Raw genomic sequence first — 24,189 nt, forward strand, 5'->3', positions numbered from 1 at the left:
CCTGCGGGCAATTCTGAGGTCTTTCGTGTCGGATTACACAGCGATTAACGGCTGTAAAACTCGACGATCAGTGTTTCATTGATTTCTGCCGGCATCTCTTCACGTGCAGGCAGGCGGGTGTAAGTACCCTCCAGTGCATTGTCGTTGAAGGTGATGTAATTCGGCAGGAAGTTGCGGTTTTCCACAGAGTCTTTGACGATCGCCAGATTGCGGGATTTTTCGCGCAGGCTGATGACGTCACCAGGTTGTACGCGGTAGGAAGGGATGTCTACCTTCTTGCCGTTCACCAGGAAGTGTCCGTGGTTGACCAATTGGCGAGCTGCCGGACGGGTAGGGGCGAAGCCCATGCGGTATACCACGTTGTCCAGGCGGGACTCGAGCAATTTCATGAAGTTTTCGCCGACGACGCCAGCCATTTTGGAGGCATGCTCAAACGTGCGGCGGAATTGTTTTTCGTTCATGCCAAACATATGGCGCAGTTTTTGCTTTTCTTGCAGCTGGATCCCGTACTCGCTCAACTTGCGGCGGCTGTGGCCGTGTTGTCCGGGCGGGAAGTTGCGCTTAATGTCTTTTCCGGTTCCGTCGAGGGAGATCCCCAGGCGGCGAGCCAGCTTGTGGCGAGGTCCTGTGTAACGAGCCATGAATTCAGTCTCCTTTAATATGGGATTCGCAGGTGTTTACTTCCGAAAGGTTAGTTCCATCTTTAGCTACACGAACGTCGGACGGTAGCGTTTCCGCATCGTGCTCCGTTTAGGGGAGTCAGCCGCTGCCTAAAGGGATGAAACTAAGAGGGTTCCTCCCGTTTTTACCTACAATCAATGCTACCCTGACACATACACTCAATAGTATACGCTTGCCCCCCGGAAAGTCAAGGAGAATTTGGGTTGGGCACTGTCATTAGTACGCGATAAAGGGAGGTCTTTGGCTTGACAGTTCGTTCTTCTTATCCAGGAAGCGGGAGAAGGCTACGGCCGCATCGGCACGGGAGACGACACCTTGCGGATTGAATTTCTGATCTTGCGGCTTCATGATGCCCAGTGTTGTGACGATCGCAATCGGCCCGCGGTACTTGGAATCCTTCACGTCCTGCAGGTCGGTTTTGAACATGGAATCGTATGTTGCCAGCTTGGAGTACCCGAGCGCCCGCACCAGCATCTCTGCCAGCTCTTCACGGGTAATCTGTTCATCCGGTTTCAATTCTTTTTGCGACTTGTCGATCAGTCCGCTGTCTACTGCCGCCTCAACGGATGCGAAATAAGGCGAACCTGCGGCCACGTCGCTAAATGTCGCTTTGCGGTTGGCATACTGAGCTCTGTAGAAGGAACCTTGATTCATGCTGATGATCAGCATCTCGATCATTTCACCGCGGCTGATCGGCCTCTGAGGCATCAGCTTGCCGTCGATCAGGGAAATGGCGTCGTATTCGTACATCAGCATCAGCTCTTGTTCGGCAGGATGGCCTTTGATGTCAGTCGGCATCTCTTTGTGCAGGACAATCGGCTTGCCGGTTTGTTCACTGACCCATTCGCCCGATTGCGCATCGTAGAGGTACGGTTCCTCTGATGGCGTCACATTCACCCGGTAGACCAGTTTGGCCTGCCGCGGGGTATTGGGATCGATCGTTTCACCTTTTTTCATCCGATTTATCGTATTTTGATCCGAGTAGAACACGTAAACCGGTTCCACCTGGCCTTCTTTCAACCACGCTTCTGCCGCTTCGTCCGGCTGCTTGTGGGCAGGCAGGCTGCTCGGGTAAGTTTCGTTCCCCCAGTTGATGTCATAAGAGTTGATTTCGCCAGTCCGCACGTCAAAGTCGATATACGCGCCGCCTGTGGCTGCTTGGATGCCGTTCACATAGCGTTGGAATTGAACAGAGGCCCAATCAGAGCGCAGGTCGAACATTCTATCATTTTGGTTATCGGTGTAGAACAGCTGCGAGGCAACGGATGGGGACCACTTGCGGATGGCTTCCATCGCCTTTTCTTTGGCCTGCTCGGCGGTCAATTTGCTTGTTGACTCCTTGCCTTCAAGGGGGCGCATGCTGCCGACCGAATAGGACATAAGGTCACCGGTAGTTGCCGAGATAGACACGTACAGGGTTGTCTTTTCCTGCGGATCCTTTCCTTTGGCAAACTGCAGACTCCAAACGGGTGTGCCGCGGTAATCGTTTTCCGAGTAATTGGCCCCCTCCAATTGGTAACCGGACAATCCGAGTACAGCTTCAGCCATCTTTGCCGCTTCCGTCTGGTTGAGCTCTCCCCCTCTGTTCCGCTGACTGAGCGGGTTCTTGCTGACCGCCTCCGGGGCAGCAGCTTTTTTCAATGGCTGCATCGATTGGTTCAGCGCTTCTCCGGTTTCAGCATTCACGTAAAAGGTAAAGGGGTTGCGATAGGCGAGACGGGCTGTCTGTTTGCCGGACGCAGACGGCCGATCCCACGGAATGAAGAAAATCGGCTTGGCTTCGGCATTTTTCGTAAACTGTTCCAGTGCCGCATCCGTGCTGATCGTGTCGGCAGGTTTGGCAAACTGTGCCCGATCATCCCAGCTCAGCCCGTAGCTGGTCACCTTGCCGGCACCGTTGACCGTTATGTCGATACCGTTGTCCATGACAGCGATCCCGTCGATCATCCGAACGTAATGGAACCCGTGATAGACGTTGGGGCCAAGCGGAGTTTTCGGTGCAGGACCCGCGGTATCCAGTTTGACCTGGCTTGCACGCTCGGACGCAACCTGCTGCAGGTACTTCTCCGCCACCTGCTGGGCCTCTTGCCGGGAGATGCGTTTGCCGGCAGAAGATTGATTGTCGTCGTCATCATACGTATAATAACTCGTCAATTCGCCTGTGTCGGCATTGACGCTGACACTGATCGAACCGTTGCCCCGCTCCCCTTTGTCATTTACCTTGGTCCATTGAAAAGACCACTCGGGGAAAGGACGCCAGGGATCGGCGGAACGCAGGTAAGTGTCTGTCAGTTTGTAATCATTTGGCGGTTGGCCAAAGCGGGTGGCTGCTGCCAGTGCTTGAGCTTTGTTCAGTTTGACATCGTTCACTGAAACAGAAGTCCCCGATGAAGCCGAGGTTGAGGCGGATGAGGCAGATGAGGCAAAGGCTGTCGTGGCGGGAAGCGCCAAAGATGCCGACAGCAAGATGAAGCAGGATTGTTTCAAGAGTTTTCTCATGAATGTTCCTCCCTAACAGCAGAGTGTTTTCTACTCCTTTGGACGTGGAAAGAGTTCGTTTGTTTCAACAGAGGGAATTTTCTTTTTCCCTCCAGACCTCTTTTTTCGACAAAAAGAGGTTATAGCAGTGCCCGAGCCAATCCCTTATAATAGTAATGATATGTTTTACATCGGGGGACTTGCACGTGAGTACAACGATCTACTTTATCAGACATGGAGAAACTGAGTGGAACAAAGCGCGGCGAATTCAGGGACATAGCGACATCGCCCTGACACCTGCCGGCATCGAACAGGCAGAACGACTGGCTGAGCACCTTGCCGGACAGGCGTTTTCTGCTGTTTATTGCAGTGATTTGCAGCGTGCATACGAAACGGCCAAACGGGTAGCTGAAAAAGTCAGTTGCCCCTTGTTTACGCTGCCTGTCCTGCGCGAACGCTGTTACGGCAAACTGGAAGGCCTATCTTATGAAGAAATCAGGAAGAAGCTGAAAAATCCGCAGCAAGACGAAGCGCGCTTTGGCATAGAGCCGTTCGAAGCCATGCAAAAACGCGCCTATGAATGTTTGACCTCATTGGCAGTTGCTCATCCGGGCGAAACGCTGGCGGTAGTCAGTCACGGCGGTCTGATCAATTCGTTTCTTCATTACGTCTCGAACGGTGCATGCGGGACGGGAGTTACGCGGCTTGAGAATACTTCGATTAACGTACTGCGCTACGACCAAAAGAAATGGGAAGTGGTAAAGGTAAATGACATACAGCATTTGCGAAAATCTGGCTGATCGGGTCTTCGCGGGAAGGGCGGAATAGGAGAGGGGGGATTATGTGACCATCAACCGAAAAATAGTTGGAAAAATAGAAATAGCCTTTACATATATGAGCCGCTTTTTCCTGCGTGCCTGGCAGGAACGCCGCTCAGGCTTCCTCTTCCTGACCGACGGAAACGGCTGCGTGCTGGAAGTGACGCCGCTTACAACCAGCCAAGCCGGGATACCCTTTTTGCCGACGATAGCCGTCGGAGAAAATCTTGCCGAAGGCGGCGATACAGCCGTAGCTCAGGCGATCTGCAGCAATCAGGCTGCCGTAATGGCTGCTGACAGCCATCTCTGCTGGGGCGCGGTGCCGCTGCTCGGAGATGACGGACAGTTGTGTGCGACGATTGGCATGGTGCTTCCGTCTGGAGGGAACCAATGCGACATCGCCGCTTATCTGCTCGGAGTCGAATCGCTCCTGCACCTGGGGTATGAAGCTTACCTGGATCAGGCAGCAGCCGAGATCGTGATGAACGCCAGCCAGTGCGACCGGGAACGGGATATGGTCAGGTATGTGATCGAGCAAGTACAGGAAAAAATCGGGAAGGGGTACTGCTCAGCAGCAAAATTGGATGAAAACGGATTTGTCATGCCAGGCGAATTGGTCTGTACGGACCAGCAGCCGCATGATTTGCTGAGCGAGTACCTCCTCCAAAACAACATCAAGTGTACTGAGCAGGTAAACGAGAAAAATGGTCACTTGGTTTTAATACCCGTTTTCTGTGAGGATAAACCCCTTTACGCATTTTTTCTGCACAAATCTTCTGAGCAATCGATCAGTAGCTTTGATGAGCAGGATGCCGCTTTTCTGGCGAACGTCGGTGAAAAATTGAAAAATGTGCTGCTGCGGGCAGTCATTTCTGACGACATCGTGAAGAAGGCCAAGCAGAAGGATTTGCTGTACAGCTTGACGAGAAAGATGCTCGCATCCATTGACGTCAACGATGTCCTGACCGAGATCATGGAGAGTGTCGACCAGCTCTACCCTGACTTCGACCTGGATATCTACTTGACAGTCGATACCAATACGGCATTGCCGGTAAAACAGCTTTCCTTTCAGGACGAGGCCTGCAAACTCAGCAGCAAGGCGTACATGCAGGGCAGCTTGATCGTCGGCAGCAAACCCGTCTCAGGCAAGCAGACGACCATTGTGGCAGCGCCGCTGATGGGAAAACAGGGCATATACGGCGTGCTGCAGTTGACCGCCGAAAAGCGGGTTGAGATCGATAACAACGGGACGGAGCAGATCAGCATTTTGGCTGAAACGGCGGGAACAGCCTTTGAAAATGCCCAGTTATACCAGCAATCACGCAATCTCATCCGCGAGCTTCGCCTGATTAACGAAATGGCCAAACAGCTCAATCGCAGTCTGGATGTCCAGGAGATCCTGCGGTTCGTCACCTCGCTGATGTTGGACAACTTTGCGGCCGAGTACTGTGCGATTCTGGAAAAATCGGATGATTGCTTCACTGTTTTGTCCAGCTCTTTGCCGGAACAGATCGGCAGGACGGTTTCTGCAGAGGAAGCGCTGCTCTCCGAGATCGTCCGGGACAAAGAGCCGATTATTTTGGCCAGTCCCCGCCCGGAGTCGGGGGAGTTTTCGCTCATGCCATACGCTTCTTTAATGGCTGTTCCACTGCTGCATGAAGCAGAAGTGGTCGGTCTTTTGCTCGTTCTGGATTCGCGCCGGAATTTATTTGGCTTTGACGATTTCAAACTGCTGCAGATCTTCGGCCAGCACACCAGTCTGGCGATGACCAATGCGCTGCTGCACAGCGAGGTAGAGCGGATGGCCATAACGGACAACCTGACCGGGTTGTACGTTCGCCGCTATCTGGACGAGCAGATAGCCGCATCCTTGGAACAGGACAGTTTTGGCTCGCTGATCCTCGTCGATATCGACCTGTTTAAAGAGGTAAACGACACCTACGGCCACCAGAGGGGTGACGAGGTGTTGATTCAGGTAGCGGGCCTGATCAAACAAAATATCAGGGAGGCCGACATCGCCGCGCGCTGGGGAGGAGAGGAGATGGCCATCTACCTGCCGGGCGTGGATTTGTTGACTGCACTCAATATAGCCAATCGCATCCGCAGCCGTGTGGAGACCGAGACGAAGCCGCAGGTGACGGTTTCCAGCGGCGTCGTGCAATGGGATCGGACTGTCCGGCAAGAAATGACGGTGAGCAGGTTGTTTCACTTGGCCGACCTCGCTCTCTATGAAGCGAAAAACAAAGGCAGAAACCAAATCTGTCTGGCATGACTGGCAGCATTGGCGGACCATGACTTGGAATAACCCTCCTGTCCTACGGAAACCATAACAGCAGGACAAGGAGGGAGCCGCGATGAAACAGATGCGCAACGGCATATGTCTGGTTCTCGCCCTGGCTATTGCCGCGGGGTGTTCACAGGTGAAAACCGCGCAAAGTCCAGAGGCGGAATTCATGCAGGTGCGGAACCAGTTACTCTCGGAGAACAGCTATTCATTTTACGGGACGACAAGGGCGCTGACGGGTAATACGGCGGAAGCCAGCCCGGTTACCTTTTACGGGCACAAGCAAGGATCGGATATGGTGCTCAATGTCAACATAGCGGATCCTGACCGGAAGCACTCAAAAAACATGTCGCTTTTGTCTCAAGGCCGGACCATGTACGTCAAACAGAGTGATCAGCAGGAGTGGGAACCGGTTGGCGGCGATCATATCGGTCTGATCCAGGAGTTTGCTAACTGGAATCCAGTGACCAACTTCCTGCAAATGGATGGCATGAGGACGAAGGTGCTGCCTGTTCGCGATGGCGTGCGAACGGACAACGTACAAGCCATGCGGGTACTGCTCAACTCCGACAAGCTAAAGGAACTGCTCGCCAGGCAGTTGAAAGAGCAAGCAAGCAGTCGTGTGCAATCCGTTCATCTTCCTAAACAAAAATGGGCCTGGCAGCTGTCCGCGCGGGATTGGCGGAGGAATGAGAGCGGAGCCCATATCCAGGCAGAGCAATCTCACCGCGATATAGACGAGCTGCTGAACAACATGGTGCTGGATGCGGAGTGCACGCTCTATTACGACAAGCAGACCAAATTGCCCATCCACACATTGATGAGGATTCATTCCCGGTACGATCTGAACGGTCAACGAGTCTACGAGCACTCGGAAGTAGACACCTACCTGCAAAACTACGGCAAGACCTACAACTTGCCAAATCCAGCCGGAAAACAGAAGTGACACCAGGACAGTCAAGCGTCTTTCTCTCAACGGGAAGGCGCTTTTGTTGTTGCCGGGAGCGAAACTGTTAAAAACCGCTGTCGAATATGCTAGAACGGATGCTTTTTTTGGAGGGTAATCTGTACTATAATATATAGAATCTGGGAGTCTATTTTTGCCGGCATGAGAAAAAATGCAGTCGTTTCAAGGCTGCCGGCAGTTTAATCAAGTCGTATAACACCAAACAGTTACGTTTTTCCTATGACATGCAGAGGAACGTGACGCTTTATGCGAACGTCCGTCATACATAATTGCAGTACCCACTCATCCTTCCTGACGACAGGGAAGGCAAGTTGTCAAAGGGGTTGTCTATTGTGAAACAAAAGATACTACTGCTCGTCGCAGCGGGAATTCTCTGTTTTTCCCACGCTGTGGAAGCTGCACCTTTTCCAGAAAAGACTGACGCTGTCGTCCAGGACGCCACGGGCAGTTTTCAACAGCAGGATCGTCAGAATTTTGCCGACTACGTTTCACAGCTTACGGGGGAGTACAAGGTGGTCGTGGTCAAAAGCACCAAGCCGGAAGCCGATTCCCCTGACGCCTACGCAGGGCTGCTGTACGACAACTACAACGTAAGCGAAGATACGTTAATGATCGTTCTCGATATGGAAACACAAGAGCTGGGGGTACATCCAGGGCCCGCCTTTGAGGCGAAGGGCGCTACGATGGACATGCTTCACCAAATGGTCAAAGCCTACTATGAGCCGTATCGCAACCAAAAGAGGTATCTGCCCGGCATCGAGCTGTTCGTCACGGAGGTGAACCGCGAGCTTGACCAGATTGCTGCCGGAAAGGGAACGATGGGCACGCCGGGCAGCGAGGATCCGGCTGCTCCTCCGGAGGATGCAAAGAAGGCAGAGGACAAGCATTCTCTCTGGAGCATCATACCCTGGTGGGCCTATCTGATCGTTCTGTTGATCGTCGCGGGAATTGTGGCGATGATCTTCGCCTTTGCCCGCCGCCGACGCATCTATTTCCAGGTGGACGATGTGGAGGACTGGAAGGACGAGCTGGTAGAAAAAATCAACGCGATCGATTTGGAAAAATCACTCCGCCATGCCGCCGGATCGACCGAGGAATGGTACACGCTGCTGATCAACCGGAAGGAAAACCTGCTGCGCATCCGCATACCGGATGTGGAAATGATCATTTTGGACGCGGAGGAAGCATGTTATCGGATGCGCTTCGGCCAGGCTTTGGACTTGCTGGACGAAGGCAGAGAACTGCTCGAGACGATAGAAGCAGAACTGAACGAATTAAAAACCGAGACGGCAAAAGTGGCGACGGCGAAAAAAGAGAACAAGGCGGCCATACCGGAAATCGGCAAGCTGCTGGAGAGCGTGGAAAGAAAGCTGACCAATGTCCGCCTCGATTACGGGCTGTCGTTTCACGAGATGAAGGCGGCCATGGACGAAGCGGAAAAAAGGCGCTCGGAAGTGAAGCGGGCGCTGGCCAGCGGCGATGAACTGAAAGCGTATGAGATCAGCGTGAGCACGCAGCAGCAATTGACAGCCTTGTCGGAGGCGCTGGAAAAATTGCCGGAGCTGTATACGCGTGTGAACAAGGAACTGCCCGAGGATCTGAAGCAGTTGGAAAATGACATCATGGAACATGCCGGCAGCGGATACGATCTGGGCCGAAGTTACCTCGACGACTCCCTGCTGCAGGTGAAGCAGCTGCTCATCGCGGCGAAATCCGCTTTTGAAGAAGGAAATGTACAGCTTGTCGAAACGCATATCAAGGCATTTGAAATCAAGCGCGAGGCCGTCTACCGCAGCCTGGAGGAGAGTGCTCTCCAGCAGCGGGAGGCAGCTGCTGCGGCGGCAGTCCAAGCAGCCCCCGATCAGCCGGTGGAGAAAGTGGCGCCAGGGGCTTTAGAGGAAGTCCGGGAGGAGGCGACAGGCGAATCGGAGGTGGCTGAGCCGGTATCGGCAGACGAAGTCGAGGCCGAAGCTCCTCCGGTAGAACCCGCAGTCGACACACCGGCAGCCGATCTGCCGCATGTACCCGAAGAGCCAGCCATTGAAGAGCCGGCTGAAGAAGAAATGGCGGAGGAACCGGCGGAAGCGCCTGCCGTACTGCCTAGAGAGGAAGCTCCAGAGATCTTCGCGCCCGGGCCGGCAGTGGAGCGTGAGGCAGCTCCAGCAGATAGGCCGGCACCAAGGCAGGAGAAACAGCCTGTCGCCAGACCCGCCGAGACAACGGCCGGTGAAGCTGCAGACGAGTTTGAGTACGAACTGGTTATGCCGAAGGCCAGTGAGCCCGCGTTTGAACCTGAACCGCCGGCGGAGAAGCAGGCACTGTCCGTGTACCACTTGATTCTCGAATCAGAGGATGACGTTCTCGACGAGATGGAACGCATCTCCGGTTCATTGGTTCGGATTCGCCAGCAGATCAAGCGAAGCTATCTCCCGGGAGTCCCGGCCAGCGTGTTGATGCATTTTGACAGCGTGGTACAAGCGCTGGGCCGCGTGCAGATTGCCATGGAGCGGTACAACTACAGCATGGATGAGATCGCCATCCTGCTGCGCGAAGCCAATGAAGAACTCAGGCTGACGGAAAAGTCGGCAAAAGAGACGATCTCCTACTGCCAAAAGGCAGAGGGAGCGATTCAGTATACCAACCGCTACCGCAGGCACAACAGGAAGGTGGACGAGCTGCTGGGCAAGGCGGAGCTGGCTTTCCGCGATTTGCGCTTCCAGGAAGCGATGCAGCTGGCCGAGGAGGCGCGGCTGGTCGTCGAAGGAGAGCAAGAGGAAGAACCGGTTGCCGCAAGCCGATGGCTGCTTCGGAAAAAGCAGAAGGGAGCGGGGAACTAGTGCCCTTGTTCTACCCGGTATTCCTCATCCTGATCGGACTGCTTGTGATGTTGCAGCCGAAGACGAAAAGGTGGCAGCGGCGCATTTCCGCCCACGTAGGCGGGGATCAAAGGCGGGTGAAATCGCGCGCCAATACCTTCTTTTTACTCGGCTTTTGCTTTGTTCTCACAGGATTTGCCCTCTTGTATCGGGCGACAACCCAGTAGAATCGAAAAAAAGTCTCTCACCGCCAGCCGGTCAGAGACTTTTTTCTGTCTTTTCTTCGAGCGCCAAACGGGCGCTGTGGTATCCGGCCACGTAACCGGAGGAGAAGGCGATCGTGATATTGTAGCCCCCGGTGTGGGCGTGGACGTCCATCACTTCACCGGCGAAAAAGAGTCCCGGCATCAGCTTGGACTGCATCGTCCTAGGATCAATCTCTTTCACCGAAACGCCGCCGCCTGTAATGAAAGCTTCTGAGAGGGACAGCGTGCCGGTTATCGTCATGGGAAAGCGTTTGATGGCCGCGGCAAACTCCTGCCAATTTCGCTTGGACAGATGGTCAAAAGTCATTTCCTCGGGAATATCAGCCAGCTTTAGCAGGAGCGGAATCAAACGTTCCGGCAGAAACCCTTTCAAGACGTTTTTTACCGCCTTTTTCGGCTGATCCGCCATGCGGCTCCAGCTCTCGGCAAAGATCTCCTCCTGCGATTTGTCCGGCATCATGTCGACCGTGAGGGACAGCGGGACTTGTCCGACCGAACGCTGTGTAACCGAGACGTAATGGCCCATCCGCAGAGCAGCCGGACCGGACAGGCCAAAGTGGGTAAAAATCACGTCTCCTGTCTGGGAGCTCACTTTTTTGCCCTTGGGATGGTAGAGGGTCAGTTCCACCTCGCGCAGCGACAGCCCTTGCAGTACCTTGTCCCGGATAAAAGAGTCGCTGGCCACCAACGGCACCTCTGTCGGGTACAAATCTGTAATCGTATGTCCGGCGTCTTCGGCCCAGCTGTATCCATCTCCTGTGGAACCTGTCTGCGGGACGGAGCAGCCGCCGACGGCGACGATGACACAGGGAGCAAGCAGTGTTTCTCCTGATTTTAGCAGGATGCCGCGGACGCTGCCTTGTTCGTACAGTACCCGCTGGACCGGGCTGGCAAGGCGGAACGTCACCCCCTGCTGCCGTACCTTGTCGATCAGGGCGCCCGCGACGGTGGACGCCTTGTCCGTGACGGGAAACATCCGGCCGTGATCCTCTTCCTTTAAAGCAACTCCCAGCCCTTCGAAATAGCTGATGATGTCTTGGTTGCCAAACTGGGCAAAAGCGCTGTGCATAAACCGGCCGTTGCCAGGCATCATCTTGATCAGTTCGTCCAACTCTTTGGCATTGGTGACATTGCAGCGTCCGCCGCCGGAGATGATCAGCTTTCGCCCCAGCTTCGCTCCCTTTTCCACCAGACAGACAGACGCTCCCTGGGCCGATGCCGAGACTGCTGCCATTAATCCGGCCGGCCCGCCGCCGACGACGATCACATCGTAGTTGCTCGTATCCATTCTATTACCATCCTTTATGCCTCTGCATGCAATTGGTACTATCATAGCGCAAAAACAAAACGCTTTCCAAGGAGGACGAGCGAAAAAATTGTAACGGGGCACCGGTGCCTTTCGTCAAAAAAGAAAGAGAGGGTGAGGGACATGAGACATTTTGGAGCAACCTCCGTACTGATCGGGGTGCTTTCTTTTGTGTTAGTGACGGGATGTTCGGCAGTGAATGGGATGGGGACAGGCACTCCGCAGCAGGTGCCGGAGAAGCAAGAGCAGCAAGAGCAGCAGACGGTAAGCGTGCCGCCTGATCCTGCAAAGAGACCGGCAACTCCGACTGAGCCAGAGGCGCCACCAAAACAGCCGGAGAGGCCAGAACAAGCGGTGGAAAATACGGAAGATTTGGCCGTCTACAAAGGACCTGTGGAACACATCTTTTTTCATCCCTTGATCGCCTACCCGGAACTGGCGTTTGACGGGGATGCGATGTCCAAAGGTTATGACGATTGGTTTGTTACCGTTACGGAATTTGACCGGATCATCCAGGCGCTCTACGAACACGATTACATGCTGATCGACATTCACGCGCTGTACGAGGAAAAAATGGAGAACGGCAAAAAGGTGATCACCCCCAAGGAACTGCTTTTGCCAAAGAACAAGAAGCCGCTGATTCTTTCGATCGACGATCTCAACTACTACGATTACATGCTGGAGAATGGCAACGTGTTCAGATTGATTTTGGATGAAAATGGAAATATTGCGACGTATTCAAAGAACCCAAAAGGGGAAGAAGTCATCTCCCATGAAAACGAAATCATTCCGATCTTGGATGCATTTGTGAAGCAGCACCCTGACTTCTCTTTTCACGGAGCAAAAGGCGTGATTGCCTTGACCGGGTATCAAGGAGTGCTGGGCTACCGGACGAACGAGCTTGATTCGCCTGAGTACGAAAGCGTCAAAAAGCAGGCGCTGCAAGTCATCGCGCGCCTGAAGGAGACCGGGTGGACGTTTGCCTCGCACGGCTACGGCCATTTGGATGCCGTTCGCGTCAGCTACGATCGCTTGGTTGCAGATACCGAGCAGTGGAAAAAGGAAGTGGAACCGCTGATCGGACCTACTTCAGTTTACATCTATCCATACGGAAGCCGGGTCGAGACGGGTAGCCCCAAATACAACTATCTGGTCAAAGCGGGTTTTCCCATGCTCTGCTCGGTCGGACCGGCTCCCTATCTCAAATACACGCCCAATTCCGTCATGATGGACCGCCGGCACATCGACGGCATTTCGCTGAAGACCCAGCAGGATCGGTTAAAGCCGCTGTTTGACGCCGAAGAGGTGATTGACAGCGTCCGTCCCCGCTAGCGGCTGGACCTCGGTGCCATTTTGCCAGGGAAGCTGCCTGGTCTGCCAGCCGTATAGCCGGTTGCATTTGCCCTTCGGTTGGCAGATAATAAATGGTAGGTTTCACAAGCTGGATCGTATCGAAGGAGGTTGTTCGCTTGACCGCTGATTTTCAAATGGAATTGTGGAAGCGGCTTACGGAGGCGCCGGGCGTTCCCGGTTTTGAAGGACCCGTTCGCGTCATCATGCGGGAGTACATGGACAAATATACAGATGAAATTACATATGACAACCTGGGCAGCATCTTTGGCGTCAAACGGGGCGACGAGCAAGGGCCGCGGATCATGGTGGCGGGCCATATGGACGAAGTCGGCTTCATGGTGACCCGCATCTCCGAGAAAGGCTTCCTGTCTTTTCAACCGCTCGGCGGCTGGTGGAGCCAGGTGCTGCTCGCTCAGCGAGTGCAGGTGATCACGGACAAGGGACCGATCGATGGAGTGATCAGCTCCATTCCGCCGCACGTTCTGAGCGACGAGGTGCGGAACCGTCCGATGGACATCAAGAATATGTACATCGACATCGGGGTGGACAGCAAGGAAGCGGCGGAAAAAGCGGGCGTTCGCCCCGGCCAGCCAATCGTTCCCGTCTGTCCGTTTACGGTCATGGCAGATGAGCGGAAAATCATGGCCAAAGCGTGGGACAACCGCTATGGCTGTTCCCTGGCGATCGAGCTGCTCAAGGAACTGAGCGAGCATCCCGGCCACCCGAACGTCATTTACGCGGGTGCGACCGTGCAGGAAGAGGTGGGATTGCGCGGGGCCAAAACGGCGGCAAACATGATCGACCCCGAACTGTTCCTGGCGCTGGATGCCAGTCCGGCAGGCGACATTCCAGGGGTAAAGGACGGCATGGGCAAGCTTGGAGAAGGGCTGCTGATGCGCATTTTTGACCGGACCATGGTGACGCTGCCCGGCCTGCGCGACTTTTTGATCGACACCTGTGAGAGCGAAGGGATCAAGTACCAGTTTTTCATCAGTCAGGGCGGTACGGATGCCGGCGCAGTTCACCTGCATGGAAAAGGGGTGCCATCTGCCGTTATCGGCATTCCTGCCCGCTACATCCACAGCCATGCGGCGATTATGAACCGGGACGACTACGAAGCCGCCAAACGGCTGCTGATCGCCGTTGCGAAGAAAATGGACCGGGCTACGCTTGATGCGATTCGCGCTCGCTAGAGGGACCAGATCAGATGAACGGGATCTTCTTTTACCGCTGGGTGCAGGACGGCGAAGCCCGGCTGGAATACAACTTTTACGAGAATCAGTTCGCCCCGACCAATCTTGTTGTTCACAAAGTGTTCAGGGCGATGCTTGAATCAGTGCGGCAAAGAGTAGACCGCCTGGAGGTAGAGTACAATGACAGCCTGCTCGCCGAGAAACTCGGAAGGCAGGCTGGCGAGGTGCTCCGGTTTTTGGGGGCAAGCCGGGAAAACTTGGTGGATCACAAGAGCGGTGATGTCGTCGTCAGCCGCAGTTTTCGCGCAGAGCTGACCGAGGAGCGCTATCAATACTTTTACAAGCTGCTGGACGTGGCGCTGTTTCCGCGCTTCGGGTTGTCGGAGGGGGAGCGGGAGCACATCTCGTTCCATTATGGCCAGTACCTGCTGCTGCGGATTCCGCTGGCGGAAGAACGGCAGTTTTACGATCAGCTCGAAGGCTGGCAGGTGCCCTATCAGATACGGGACATTCAAAAGTAACACGGCATAAGAGAAGGTGTTTGCGACTCAGGCTCGCAAACACCTTCTGCGATTTTTTCAGGTTGACGGGCGGTTTGGCCCCTCCAGTTTTTTGCTGCCATATCCAGGCTCGTCGTTTTGCGCGGATTTTGGCTGATGGTTGGTCTCTTTGCGGACGTCGACGTTATTGGAAACACGCTCTTTGGAATACTTCATAGCCGCCCTCCGCGTTATTCCCAGTACAGGAAGCGATAATCGTCATCCTGTCTTTGCAGTTCCTCATGCCATCTGGCCGCCTGCTTGTCTTCCATGCGATAAAGCAGGGAAGCGAGCGGCACGGAGCGGGATTCAAAGTCGTCTTCTTCATAAGGTCGATAGTTCATCGGAGTTTCTCCCTTCGGCGAAAGATGAGTTGTTCAGGCCGGCCCTGCCGGTGGCGCGGTTTGGCGTACAAAGCAAACAGGCCGACCAGCGAGGCGAAGCAAACCGTAACGATTCCGTAAACGATCCAGGGGGTACTGCTGCCCACGCCGCCTAACTTTTGGATGAGGTAGCCGCCAATCGAGGTGCCCAAGGCGCTGCCGATCCCGGAAATGAAATTTCCGATCGCAAAGTATACGCTGAGCCATTGTGTCTCCGAAAAGTATCCGATCAAGCTGTCCAGTACCGGCAAAAACATCATTTCCCCAAAAATAAAGATGACGGCGGAGGCGCTCAGCATCGGAAAGCTGCGGGCAAAGCCCAGCAAAAACAGTCCCGTCCCGATCAGCAGCGTGCCGACTACCAAGGAGATATAAGGGTTTATCCGGTTGAGTACAAGCCGCAAAACCAGCCCTTGAAACAGGACGACAACCGTGGAGTTTATGGTGTAGATCAGACCGATCGTGGCGGCTGTGCCAAGGACGTGTTCCCCCCGCAGCGGAAGAACGAAGGCAAACTGGGCATACAGCGCCCAGATCAGCAGGGATACGGCGGAAAAGAGCAAAAAACTGCGATGCCGCAAAATCCGCGTATACTCAGACAGGGGCAGCGGCCGGCAGTCATCCCCGGTGCAGCGGTCGCGCGGCAAAGTGAATCTGGCGAGCAGCGCCACCAGCCAGAACAGCCCGGCAGCGCAGAGGAACAACCGGCGATTGGTCGTCAGCGCAAACAAAGTCACCACCAGGCCGGCGATAATAATCCCCAGGTTGGCGGAGATAGCCCGTCCCGAAAAAGCGGTGGTGCGGTATTTCTCCGCTACGACATTGGCGATCATCGCCTTGAGTGCCGGAGCGTAAAATCCCAGACCAATCCCGTTGAGCAGCGAGAACGCCAGAAACGCCAGATAGGGCTGGCTGAAACTGTAGCCCAGCATGGCTGCTCCTTGCAAGGCAGCGCCTGTCGTCATCACGGCACGCCTTCCGTAGCGGTCAGCCAGTACCCCGCCTGCCAGACTCGCCGCCTGGAAGGCGAAGCTTCCAATTCCCAGCACGGTCCCCACTTCTGTCAGAGACAAGGAATGGACCTTTTTCAAAAAGACGGGAAAGATGGGAGAGATCAGGTACGTTGCGACGTGAACGATGAAAACTCCGATCAGCAGGAAAACATAGGGGCGATTTTTCAGCAAGGTCTTTGTTAAGGCTTGCAGGGCCACACCTCCCCTCCCGTTCATTCCTGTTTAGTATGGGAGAAAGACAGCGGTAAATATTCGTCTCGCAAAAAGAAGCGATTGGCAATACGCCAATCGCTTCTTTCTTCTGTTATATTCTGCTTCCCAAAACAAGTCCGAGCAAAAACAGTCCGGAGATCAGACAAAGCGGCAGGGAGAGCTCTTTCGTCCGTCCCAGCGCCAGTTTGATCAACGGGTATGCAATAAAGCCGAAAGCAATGCCGTCTACGATGCTGTAGGTCAAGGGTATCAAAGCGATGATCAGAAAGGCCGGAAACCCTTCCGAGAAGTCCGCAAATGGAATGTTTTTCACGCTTTGCAGCATCAGGCCGCCGACCACGATCAGTACCGGGGCGATGGCGCTGTCCGGGATGACCTTCATCACCGGAATAAACAAGACGGACCCGAGGATCAGGATGCCGGCAGTCAAAGCCGTCAAGCCTGTCTTGCCGCCAGCGGCCACTCCGGACGCGCTCTCTGCCGATGAGATGGTCGGGCTGGTGCCCAAAAGTCCGGCAGTTATTACCGATATCGCGTTAGCCTGATAGGAGCGTTGAAATTTTTCCTTTGGCAGGAGTCCGTACAACAGACCCATGTTTTCAAACAACACGACCATCGTCAAAGAAAAAGTTGCGATCCAAAACGGCAGGGCAGTGATGCGGTCAAATGACAGATGCCCGAACACCGAAGCATACTCGGCAAAGGAAACGCCGGCCCAGCTCAGCCCGCTAAAATCAACGAGTCCAAACAACGCAGCCAGGAGCGTTCCCGCCCCCATCGCAATCAAAAAGGTTCCCGTCACATTCCGTGCGAACAAAAGCACAGTCAAAAGCAGCGTCAGAATCGTGGTCAATGCCAGCGGACTGTCCAGGTGGCCGATCGCGACGAACGTCGTTTCCGACGGAACGACCAAGCCGCCTTTTTGCAGGCCGATGAATGTCAGGAACAATCCGATCCCGACGGTAATCCCCTCTTTCAAGGACTGCGGTATTGCCTGTGCCAGCACAGCAGCATAGCGGGTAAAGGCAGTGATCGTGAAAATCAAACCGGAGACGAAGACCGCCGCCAGGGCCTCCTGCCAGGATAGTCCCAACGAATGGACAATCGTGTAGGTGAACAGTGCGTTGACACCCATTCCAGGAAAGACCACGATCGGCGAATTCGCCCATAAACCCATCAGCAGGCAGCCGATGCATCCGCTCAGGATCGTCGCCAGCATGCCGGCTGAGTAGGGGATTCCAGCGTCAAACAGAATCGCTGCGTTTACGGCAATCACGTAAACGACGGTCAAGTACGAGGTCAATCCAGCAAGGATTTCTGTCTTAACCGTGGTTCCATGGCTTCGCAGTGCGAACAGCCGTCCCAAGTATCTTTGCATATCTTATCCTTCTTATAAAAGCCCCTCTCCCGCCCGTGAATTGCAGAATTCACCAATACAACAATATAGCACAGATCACGAGCGATTTCCATGAGTATAGTGTTGGTATTACCGGCACGTTTTATAAACCGCCATCATATTTTTCGGACGAGTTGCGTAGGGATAAGCAAACGCCTACTGTTGGGGGTGGGAGAATGGGACAGTTTATCATCCAGTTCATCATGACGTTTTTCGTCGCCTACGGCATTGTCGTCGGCGGAACGCTCACGGGCGGCATTGGCGCTTTTTTAATCAACAAGCCTTCCCTGCTGACGATGCACGAACTGGCTACCCAGCTGAAGATTTGGGGGCTGGTCGGGGCTTTAGGCGGGACGTTCGACTCGTTTTATCAGATCGAAAAGATCTTCTTTGGCAATTTTTCTCCGGTTGCCAAGCAGCTGCTCTTGATTTTTGCCGCCTTTCTCGGGGCGCATTGCGGTACGGTATCGATTCACGCCCTGGTGCCTGAACGCCCATGACGACTGTGAAAAAACGCGTCCGAGGGCTGTTGAGGTATTTTGTCCTGTTCCTTTTCGGCGCGATCGCAGGGGCCAGTCTGTTTCAATTTTTGTATGCGGAGAGGCTGGAAAATCTGATGAAGGCCAATGAACTGCTCAGCCTGCATAACGATCAGCTGCTGCAGGATATCGAAATTTTGCGAAATACCAATAAGGCCGAGCGGAAAAAACGGGAGCTTGTGATTGAGGAGATTGAAGTGACAGTGGAAGAACCCAAGCCGAACGCGTTTACGGAAGCGGCGGTCATCCGCAAATTGAAAAACGACCTAGCTCCCCTCAAAGGCAAAAAGGTGGAGCAATTCTCCGACATGCACGTCATCCTGCACGAATTGCTGGAGCGGCGGGAGTACGTCATCGACGGAAAAGTAGTAGAGGTAAAGCTGAGGTCCGTGATTATCTCCCGCATCCTTCAGTTCTTCGTGACGGTTCGGGTAAAGATGGAAAATCCTTAGCTTGGCGGCTTGGTCTGTTTTTCTATATAAACGGAAGGCGGGAAGTACAGAGGGACCAATCTGTGCTTCTTTTTCATGGAGCAAAAATGCTGGAGCGTGAATAGAAATTTTTTAATAGCGATGTATGAAGGCGCATTTTTCTGACAATACTAAAGAGCATAAAACCCTATTAGGAGGAATTTTCAGGTGAGTTTGTTAGAGAAAACAAGAAAAGTGAATTCTATGTTGCAAAAGACAATGGGAGGAAGCGGCGTAAGTTACCAGGATATGGCCAAGCTGTTTTCCGATGTGATGTCAGCCAACGTCTACATCATCACTGCTGACGGCATGATTCTGGGCAGCGGTTTATCCCACGAGATCGGATTGTCGGAAGAAGGCCGCTTTACCAGTCCATTGCCGAAAGATTACAACGTCAAGCTGTTGGAGGTAGGCCAGTCGCTGGCGAATGAAGACATCGACAGCCCCTACAGCATGGTGTCAACGGAGTGGAAGTCGCTCTTTCCGCTGATGCGGACGACGATCGTGCCGATTAATGCCGGCGGAAGCAGATTGGGCACACTTGTCCTGCTTCGCCCGGTGGGCCAGTTTGAAACGGACGATCTGATCCTGGCCGAAATTGGCGCTACTGTGATCGGGATGAAAATCGTTCGCCAGCGCACAGAGGAGATTGAGACCGAAGTGCGGGAAAAAACCTTTGCCAAAATTGCTCTGTCGTCCCTGTCCTACAGCGAGCAGATCGCAATCGAGAAGATCATGGAGCAGCTGGATGCCAAGGAAGGCTTGCTCGTCGCCAGCCAATTGGCGGATCAGGCGGGCTTGACCCGTTCGGTCATCGTCAACGCCCTGCGCAAGCTGGCATCTGCAGGTGTGCTGGAATCCCGTTCGCTGGGGATGAAAGGAACCTACATCAAGGTCCTGAACGACAAGTTTCACTCGGAATTGGAGAAGTGGAAGACATCTTAAACGTGTCGTACCCCGGCACGCAAAGGATGGTGGCAAGCCGGTCTTCGCTGTCGCGGAGCCGGCTTTGTCCGTTTCTATTGGGCCAATTCCTTTTCCTTCGCGTTTGCAGCACCGCCATGCCCAGCCTGCTGCCACTTCGGGTGTTCCTCCATACGGCGAAAGCTGGGAAGCAGGATGGTGGCAAGTCCGAAGATTCCCATGATCGCGCCGCCCAACAGCAGCATGCCGCGGGATGTGACAAGACCGTGCTGCAAGAGGAAGGCTGCCGTTACATAACCGACTGGCGTGAGTCCAAGAGAAGACATCGAGAGCAGGGACATGACCCTGCCCAGCATACGCGGAGCAGTGATGGTCTGGATGTAAGTGATGATTGGCAGGTCGACCAAACTGATCGTCATGCCCGTAATGAACATCATCGTCAAGCCGAATCCTACTGATTTCATCATCCCCAGCGCGGCGACGGCTATTCCCATCAGCCCCAGAAAAAGGGAGATGAGCCGGAAACGGCCCCGCAGCCCTTTTGCCAGCCAGACGACGGCAGCGCCAGCGATCGCTCCCGCTCCGACAGCCCCTTCCAGATAGCCGTAAGTGCTCCCTTCCCACCCCAGCCGTTTAATCAAGCTGGGCAGTCCAATATTAAGCGGTCCAGAAAACATGAGGTTGATCAAGGTTGAGATCATAAAAATAATCAGGATGATCCGAATATGTGACACGTAGCGAATTCCTTCGATGACATCTCGCCGGATAGGGGATTTGCTGTCATGTGCCGCATGGTTTGTGACTGGCCGAAGCCGCGTCAAGAACAGCAGGCTCACGAAAAAGGCCGTGGCGACGGCAAGAAACATCAGAGCGTAAGTAGAAAGGTGCAGAAGCAAAGAAGCGAATAAGGGGCCGATGATCATGCTCGCTTGCTGCGAGCCTTCCAGCATGCTGTTCGCTGCTGCCAACTGTTTTTTGTCGACGATCAGCGGGGTGATGGAGCTGCGGGCCGGCCAGAAAAAAGCATCTACAATTCCGAACATACAAGCCATGCCGTATATCAGGAAGGGGGGCGGCACATCGGTCTTGAGCCACAAGAACAGGCTGAATCCGGACAGGATCATGGAGCGGGCGAGCACCGAGGAGACCAGAATGATCTTGCGTTCAATCCGGTCGGCGACGGCCCCGCCTAGGAGCATAAACACCAGCCGCGGCAGCGACATGCACAATAGGGCAGTTCCAAGCGCCCCTTCCGAACCGGTGACGTCAATCACGAACCAGGCGAGGATGATGAATAGAGAGGAATCGCCCAAAGCGGATAAAATCGTGCCGATCCAAAGGCAGCGAAAGCCGCTGTCGCGCCAAATTGCCAGATCCGTCTTCGAGCGGGCCATTCTCTTATTCCCCTTTCTTTTTGACGATGAAGATGTGATTGTCTTCTTCGAATCCTTTGGGCAGAGAAGTGTTTTCCGCAACAAAGTATTGCTCGTTGGTCATAAACCCGGCTTGAACCATGTAGAAAATTTCCTGTTCGTCCGGCAGACCCGCTTCTTTTGCCCGAAGCAAATATCTTTGTTCTAACTGATCGAGTTCTTCTATGAGTTCTTCGTACTTTTCCAGCCATGCTTTGATCTCGGATCGGGGCGCTTTGATCTCAAAATTCCGCAAGAAGACAGGCGGCCGCTCTTTTTCGTCGGCGAACCAACGGAATGAATCTTCTGGAGCATCGTAAACCCGCTTAACGGCCATTTTTAGGGAATTAGCCATGTTTTCCTGGATGATTGACGTATTTTCACGCAGCGAGGGCAGCAGTTCATCGCTTATTTTGTAATCGAAAGCGACCGAACGATAAAACTTTTGCATGATGCCGTTCTTTTCTTCTGTACGAACGATTTCGATAAAACCCTGTTGTTCCAATTCTTTGAGATGGTAATGAATTTTGGAAGCGGAAACGCCGATGATGTCGGCTAGCTGCTTCCCCGTATACTCCTCCTTCATTAATAAATGCAGCAAGTGCAAACGGAGGGGGTCGCTAACTGTCCGCAGTTGTTCAGAAGATTCGATGATAAAATAGCGCTTCACTACATTCAGCCCCTTATTTATAAAATCAAAACGTTAAAATTAATTTGAACGTATTGTAACATTTGATCCCCTTGTTTCGCAACTAGTATCTTTGCCGTTCCAGTGCTAAAATGAAGCTACATTTTATCGGAAGGAATTTTTTTATGGTTTCATTATTGAAACATGCGACATTCCGCCGGCTGTATGCGGCTCATATCATCCATCTGCTCGGCAACGAGTTTACCTTCATCGCTGTGATTGGACTTCTGCAGGATTTGAGCGGGAGCGGACTCTCTTTTGCCATGGGGACGGTCTTCCGGATGGTGCCGTACGTCCTGACCAGCATGATCAGCGGGGCGCTGGTAGAGAAGTGGGATAAACGCAGCGTCATGATCACGGCAAATCTTTTCCGCGGAATTCTGGTAAGTCTGTATTTTTGGATTACGGATCCCCATTATCTGTGGATGGCCTTTTTGATATTGATTTTGGTCAATGTCTGCTCCGCATTCTTCCAACCGGCGATGCAAGTGGTAATCGTGGAATCCGTCAAGATGGAGCAGCGTCTGGCGGCCAACTCGCTCCTGCAGGGTACAAGCTCCTTTCTGATTATCGTGGGTCAAGGACTTGCCGCCGTACTTGTCACCCTGTTTTCTTACCGCATGAACTTTTTGATCGATGCCGGCTGTTACTTCTTTTCTCTGCTGCTGTTGATCAGGCTGCCAAAATTGACCGGCCGGAGCCGACAAGAAGAAGTATCGCTGGGGAAACGGCTGCGCGAAGGATTTCGCTACATTTTTAAACACGGGGAGATCCGCCGAGTGCTGTGGCTGCAAATGGCGGAAAGGGCAGCGGGGGCGTATTACATTTTATTGATGTATTACCTGTTGCAGGAACGCAATGAGTCTTTGGCTGTGTTTGGCTTAATGGATATTCCGCTTGGGATCGGCGGCGTACTCGCGGGCATTATCGTCGGCCGCTGGGCGGGGAGGCTTGGCAGAGAAGCTGTTGACAAGCTGCTGGGCGTCGCTCTTGTCATAGAAGGGGTTGCCATTTTGGGATTGTTTCAGCTGAAGCCGTTCCCGCTGATGGTGTTCAGTTCCTTCCTGTTGGCATTGGCTTCCTTTAGTGCCGTTATCATTACTGTGACCCGCATGCAGCAATTGGCAAGCCCGGATTACCTGGCCCGCCTGTTTTCTGCCAGAGAAATGCTGACGATGGGCACATATTCAGCAAGCTGTCTGGTGGTAGGCTACACTTCTGAACAGTTTGGCAGTGCGGCTGTCGCCTGGATGTTGGCGCTGTGGGCAGTCGGCTCGGGAATAACCTGGCTGACGGCGGTCAAACCTAAAAAGACCAAAGTGAGCTCGGCGGCTTAAGGCCCGCATTGTCACTTCCGGTTGAGCAGCGGAGCGAACAGGCGCCTTACTCCCGCGGGCATCAATTGATAGGCGACCGACATTACGTACAGGCGAAACGGCATGGCGATTTCCGGCTTTTTGGCCTTCGCAGCGCGCTTGATCAAAAGTGCCGTCCGTTCAGGCGAGAGCAGATACCGGCGAACGCGGGAACGGTAGCCGCCTGAGGGATCGGCCGCATCGAGAAACGGAGTGTCGATCGGTCCGGGCATGACGCAGGTGACGCTGACGCCGGTCCCCGACAATTCGTGACGCAGTCCTTCACTAAAGCGGATCACGGCTGCCTTGCTAGCGGCGTAAACAGAAGCTTTGGCTGTCGCGACACTGCCGGCGAGGGAGGCGACGTTGACCAAGCGTCCCCGGCCCTTTGCCACCATCATCGGCAAAAACGCGCGGGTCATGTAGATCAATCCGTCAACATTCCCGCGGATCGTTTCATTAATCTCCTCCAGACTCATCTCCAAAAACGGTTTGAACACGGTTGAACCGGCGTTGTTGTACAGGATGTCGCATCCGCCAAAACGGATTTGCACCCAGGCGGCAAAGCGCCGGACAGCTCCGTTGTCGTCGATCTGCAGCGGGTATGTATCGAGGTGCGACGGACAGTTCAGGGCTTGGCCGGCAGCAAGCAGCTTATCAGGATCGCGGCCGGTAATGACGACGTGGTCGCCATCCTTCAGATGCAGCCGGGCAAGCGCCAACCCCAATCCGCCTGAGCCGCCGGTTATTACCACAATGCGCCGTTTTGCGTCCATCCCTCGTCCCTCATTTCCATTTTTGGTTCTTGCTCCGCGGTGTATAAGCGTTCTTGACATAGTGCAGGATACCCCCTAGGGGGGTGAATTACTTTGCCGATTGTAAAATGCAGCGTGTCTAACTGCTCCTACTGGGGCGAAGACAACAACTGTATCGCCGACCTGATTATGGTGGAGATTGACAAGCATTCGAAGAAGGATTTGAAAACAGAGTTTGCCGGTGAATTTGAGTACGACTCCCGGCATCAGGATGCTGCCAACAGCAGCGCCCAGACCTGTTGTCATACCTTTAAACCGAAACAGGCTTAGCTGCTTCCTT

23 protein-coding genes are annotated in these 24,189 nt (G+C 54.0%); 13 read left to right on the forward strand and 10 right to left on the reverse strand.

Annotated elements, in window-relative coordinates; translation table 11 throughout:
* Positions 1–44: 44 nt before the first annotated feature.
* Together rpsD and ACI7RC_RS20205 are read right to left on the reverse strand one after the other, a co-directional pair.
* Entirely contained in the window at positions 45–641 is a 597-nt protein-coding gene (gene rpsD / locus ACI7RC_RS20200) for a 30S ribosomal protein S4 (RefSeq protein WP_408110004.1), read from the reverse strand.
* A gap of 256 nt (positions 642–897) precedes the next feature.
* Positions 898–3,180, reverse strand: a complete 2,283-nt coding sequence (locus tag ACI7RC_RS20205) for a YcdB/YcdC domain-containing protein (protein ID WP_408110005.1) — start codon at positions 3,178–3,180, stop codon at positions 898–900.
* A 185-nt stretch (positions 3,181–3,365) separates the two neighbouring features.
* Between ACI7RC_RS20205 and ACI7RC_RS20210 the strand changes: the two genes are divergently transcribed.
* The 5 genes from ACI7RC_RS20210 (at position 3,366) to ACI7RC_RS20230 (ending at position 10,271) form a co-directional block, all read left to right on the forward strand.
* The gene (locus tag ACI7RC_RS20210; RefSeq protein ID WP_408110006.1) at positions 3,366–3,959 is read left to right on the forward strand and encodes a histidine phosphatase family protein; all 594 of its coding nucleotides are present in this window, start codon (positions 3,366–3,368) and stop codon (positions 3,957–3,959) included.
* 43 nt (positions 3,960–4,002) lie between these two features.
* Entirely contained in the window at positions 4,003–6,249 is a 2,247-nt protein-coding gene (locus ACI7RC_RS20215; RefSeq protein ID WP_408110007.1) for a GGDEF domain-containing protein, read from the forward strand.
* Between the two features lie 82 nt (positions 6,250–6,331).
* A complete protein-coding gene (locus ACI7RC_RS20220) occupies positions 6,332–7,207 on the forward strand; it encodes a hypothetical protein (RefSeq protein WP_408110008.1) in 876 nt (291 codons plus the stop codon).
* A gap of 353 nt (positions 7,208–7,560) precedes the next feature.
* The gene (locus ACI7RC_RS20225; RefSeq protein WP_408110009.1) at positions 7,561–10,065 is read left to right on the forward strand and encodes a septation ring formation regulator EzrA; all 2,505 of its coding nucleotides are present in this window, start codon (positions 7,561–7,563) and stop codon (positions 10,063–10,065) included.
* The gene (locus ACI7RC_RS20230) at positions 10,065–10,271 is read left to right on the forward strand and encodes a hypothetical protein (protein WP_408110010.1); all 207 of its coding nucleotides are present in this window, start codon (positions 10,065–10,067) and stop codon (positions 10,269–10,271) included. Before ACI7RC_RS20225 ends, ACI7RC_RS20230 begins: the two co-directional genes overlap by 1 nt.
* Positions 10,272–10,302: 31 nt before the next feature.
* Here ACI7RC_RS20230 and ACI7RC_RS20235 read toward each other — a convergent pair whose 3' ends face one another.
* On the reverse strand, positions 10,303–11,598 hold the full coding sequence (locus tag ACI7RC_RS20235; RefSeq protein ID WP_408110011.1) for a BaiN/RdsA family NAD(P)/FAD-dependent oxidoreductase: 1,296 nt from the start codon (positions 11,596–11,598) through the stop codon (positions 10,303–10,305).
* A gap of 141 nt (positions 11,599–11,739) precedes the next feature.
* On the opposite strand from ACI7RC_RS20235, the gene ACI7RC_RS20240 reads away from it, so the two are divergent.
* The 3 genes from ACI7RC_RS20240 (at position 11,740) to ACI7RC_RS20250 (ending at position 14,683) form a co-directional block, all read left to right on the forward strand.
* Complete coding sequence (locus ACI7RC_RS20240; RefSeq protein WP_408110012.1) at positions 11,740–12,948, forward strand: polysaccharide deacetylase family protein; 1,209 nt, start codon at positions 11,740–11,742, stop codon at positions 12,946–12,948.
* A gap of 137 nt (positions 12,949–13,085) precedes the next feature.
* Positions 13,086–14,162 carry a M42 family metallopeptidase gene (locus ACI7RC_RS20245; protein WP_486303982.1) on the forward strand — a complete coding sequence of 359 codons (1,077 nt, stop codon included), beginning with the start codon at positions 13,086–13,088 and terminating at the stop codon, positions 14,160–14,162.
* A 14-nt stretch (positions 14,163–14,176) separates the two neighbouring features.
* On the forward strand, positions 14,177–14,683 hold the full coding sequence (locus ACI7RC_RS20250; protein WP_408110013.1) for a hypothetical protein: 507 nt from the start codon (positions 14,177–14,179) through the stop codon (positions 14,681–14,683).
* 57 nt (positions 14,684–14,740) lie between these two features.
* Here the strand turns inward: ACI7RC_RS20250 and ACI7RC_RS20255 are convergent, their stop codons facing one another.
* The 4 genes from ACI7RC_RS20255 to ACI7RC_RS20270 all read right to left on the reverse strand — a co-directional run bounded on the left by ACI7RC_RS20255 (position 14,741) and on the right by ACI7RC_RS20270 (position 17,688).
* Positions 14,741–14,878 (reverse strand): hypothetical protein, encoded by a 138-nt coding sequence (locus ACI7RC_RS20255; protein WP_408110014.1) that lies wholly within the window; start codon positions 14,876–14,878, stop codon positions 14,741–14,743.
* Between the two features lie 14 nt (positions 14,879–14,892).
* On the reverse strand, positions 14,893–15,045 hold the full coding sequence (locus tag ACI7RC_RS20260; protein ID WP_408110015.1) for a hypothetical protein: 153 nt from the start codon (positions 15,043–15,045) through the stop codon (positions 14,893–14,895).
* Positions 15,042–16,295, reverse strand: a complete 1,254-nt coding sequence (locus ACI7RC_RS20265; protein WP_408110016.1) for an MFS transporter — start codon at positions 16,293–16,295, stop codon at positions 15,042–15,044. Before ACI7RC_RS20265 ends, ACI7RC_RS20260 begins: the two co-directional genes overlap by 4 nt.
* Positions 16,296–16,401: 106 nt before the next feature.
* The gene (locus ACI7RC_RS20270; RefSeq protein WP_408110017.1) at positions 16,402–17,688 is read right to left on the reverse strand and encodes an NCS2 family permease; all 1,287 of its coding nucleotides are present in this window, start codon (positions 17,686–17,688) and stop codon (positions 16,402–16,404) included.
* Positions 17,689–17,882: 194 nt separating this feature from the next.
* On the opposite strand from ACI7RC_RS20270, the gene ACI7RC_RS20275 reads away from it, so the two are divergent.
* The 3 genes from ACI7RC_RS20275 to codY all read left to right on the forward strand — a co-directional run bounded on the left by ACI7RC_RS20275 (position 17,883) and on the right by codY (position 19,660).
* A complete protein-coding gene (locus ACI7RC_RS20275; protein WP_408110018.1) occupies positions 17,883–18,206 on the forward strand; it encodes a YtrH family sporulation protein in 324 nt (107 codons plus the stop codon).
* On the forward strand, positions 18,203–18,697 hold the full coding sequence (locus ACI7RC_RS20280; protein WP_408110019.1) for a sporulation membrane protein YtrI: 495 nt from the start codon (positions 18,203–18,205) through the stop codon (positions 18,695–18,697). Before ACI7RC_RS20275 ends, ACI7RC_RS20280 begins: the two co-directional genes overlap by 4 nt.
* 186 nt (positions 18,698–18,883) lie before the next feature.
* The gene (codY, locus tag ACI7RC_RS20285; RefSeq protein WP_408110020.1) at positions 18,884–19,660 is read left to right on the forward strand and encodes a GTP-sensing pleiotropic transcriptional regulator CodY; all 777 of its coding nucleotides are present in this window, start codon (positions 18,884–18,886) and stop codon (positions 19,658–19,660) included.
* A 74-nt stretch (positions 19,661–19,734) separates the two neighbouring features.
* Here the strand turns inward: codY and ACI7RC_RS20290 are convergent, their stop codons facing one another.
* Together ACI7RC_RS20290 and ACI7RC_RS20295 are read right to left on the reverse strand one after the other, a co-directional pair.
* Positions 19,735–21,033 (reverse strand): MFS transporter, encoded by a 1,299-nt coding sequence (locus tag ACI7RC_RS20290; RefSeq protein ID WP_408110021.1) that lies wholly within the window; start codon positions 21,031–21,033, stop codon positions 19,735–19,737.
* Positions 21,034–21,037: 4 nt separating this feature from the next.
* Positions 21,038–21,721 (reverse strand): ArsR family transcriptional regulator, encoded by a 684-nt coding sequence (locus tag ACI7RC_RS20295; protein WP_408110022.1) that lies wholly within the window; start codon positions 21,719–21,721, stop codon positions 21,038–21,040.
* 143 nt (positions 21,722–21,864) lie between these two features.
* On the opposite strand from ACI7RC_RS20295, the gene ACI7RC_RS20300 reads away from it, so the two are divergent.
* On the forward strand, positions 21,865–23,076 hold the full coding sequence (locus tag ACI7RC_RS20300) for an MFS transporter (RefSeq protein WP_408110023.1): 1,212 nt from the start codon (positions 21,865–21,867) through the stop codon (positions 23,074–23,076).
* 11 nt (positions 23,077–23,087) lie between these two features.
* Here ACI7RC_RS20300 and ACI7RC_RS20305 read toward each other — a convergent pair whose 3' ends face one another.
* A complete protein-coding gene (locus ACI7RC_RS20305) occupies positions 23,088–23,870 on the reverse strand; it encodes an SDR family NAD(P)-dependent oxidoreductase (protein ID WP_408110024.1) in 783 nt (260 codons plus the stop codon).
* Positions 23,871–23,963: 93 nt separating this feature from the next.
* Here ACI7RC_RS20305 and ACI7RC_RS20310 point away from each other — a divergent pair, with 93 nt between their 5' ends.
* Positions 23,964–24,179, forward strand: coding sequence for a DUF1540 domain-containing protein (locus ACI7RC_RS20310; protein ID WP_408110025.1), 216 nt, complete (start codon positions 23,964–23,966; stop codon positions 24,177–24,179).
* Positions 24,180–24,189 lie beyond the last annotated feature (10 nt).

Origin of the sequence: Brevibacillus sp. B_LB10_24 (assembly GCF_046036945.1) — a bacterium.
Classification (GTDB): domain Bacteria; phylum Bacillota; class Bacilli; order Brevibacillales; family Brevibacillaceae; genus Brevibacillus_C.

Bases quoted from the DNA above. Each gene is read 5' to 3' on its own strand.
- ACI7RC_RS20290 (WP_408110021.1), bottom strand. From the start codon at position 21,033: ATGGCCCGCTCGAAGACGGATCTGGCAATTTGGCGCGACAGCGGCTTT.
- ACI7RC_RS20205 (WP_408110005.1), bottom strand. From the start codon at position 3,180: ATGAGAAAACTCTTGAAACAATCCTGCTTCATCTTGCTGTCGGCATCT.
- ACI7RC_RS20305 (WP_408110024.1), bottom strand. From the start codon at position 23,870: ATGGACGCAAAACGGCGCATTGTGGTAATAACCGGCGGCTCAGGCGGA.
- ACI7RC_RS20280 (WP_408110019.1), top strand. From the start codon at position 18,203: ATGACGACTGTGAAAAAACGCGTCCGAGGGCTGTTGAGGTATTTTGTC.
- ACI7RC_RS20275 (WP_408110018.1), top strand. From the start codon at position 17,883: ATGGGACAGTTTATCATCCAGTTCATCATGACGTTTTTCGTCGCCTAC.
- ACI7RC_RS20300 (WP_408110023.1), top strand. From the start codon at position 21,865: ATGGTTTCATTATTGAAACATGCGACATTCCGCCGGCTGTATGCGGCT.
- ACI7RC_RS20270 (WP_408110017.1), bottom strand. From the start codon at position 17,688: ATGCAAAGATACTTGGGACGGCTGTTCGCACTGCGAAGCCATGGAACC.
- ACI7RC_RS20240 (WP_408110012.1), top strand. From the start codon at position 11,740: ATGAGACATTTTGGAGCAACCTCCGTACTGATCGGGGTGCTTTCTTTT.
- ACI7RC_RS20260 (WP_408110015.1), bottom strand. From the start codon at position 15,045: ATGAACTATCGACCTTATGAAGAAGACGACTTTGAATCCCGCTCCGTG.
- ACI7RC_RS20235 (WP_408110011.1), bottom strand. From the start codon at position 11,598: ATGGATACGAGCAACTACGATGTGATCGTCGTCGGCGGCGGGCCGGCC.
- rpsD (WP_408110004.1), bottom strand. From the start codon at position 641: ATGGCTCGTTACACAGGACCTCGCCACAAGCTGGCTCGCCGCCTGGGG.
- ACI7RC_RS20250 (WP_408110013.1), top strand. From the start codon at position 14,177: ATGAACGGGATCTTCTTTTACCGCTGGGTGCAGGACGGCGAAGCCCGG.
- ACI7RC_RS20220 (WP_408110008.1), top strand. From the start codon at position 6,332: ATGAAACAGATGCGCAACGGCATATGTCTGGTTCTCGCCCTGGCTATT.
- ACI7RC_RS20255 (WP_408110014.1), bottom strand. From the start codon at position 14,878: ATGAAGTATTCCAAAGAGCGTGTTTCCAATAACGTCGACGTCCGCAAA.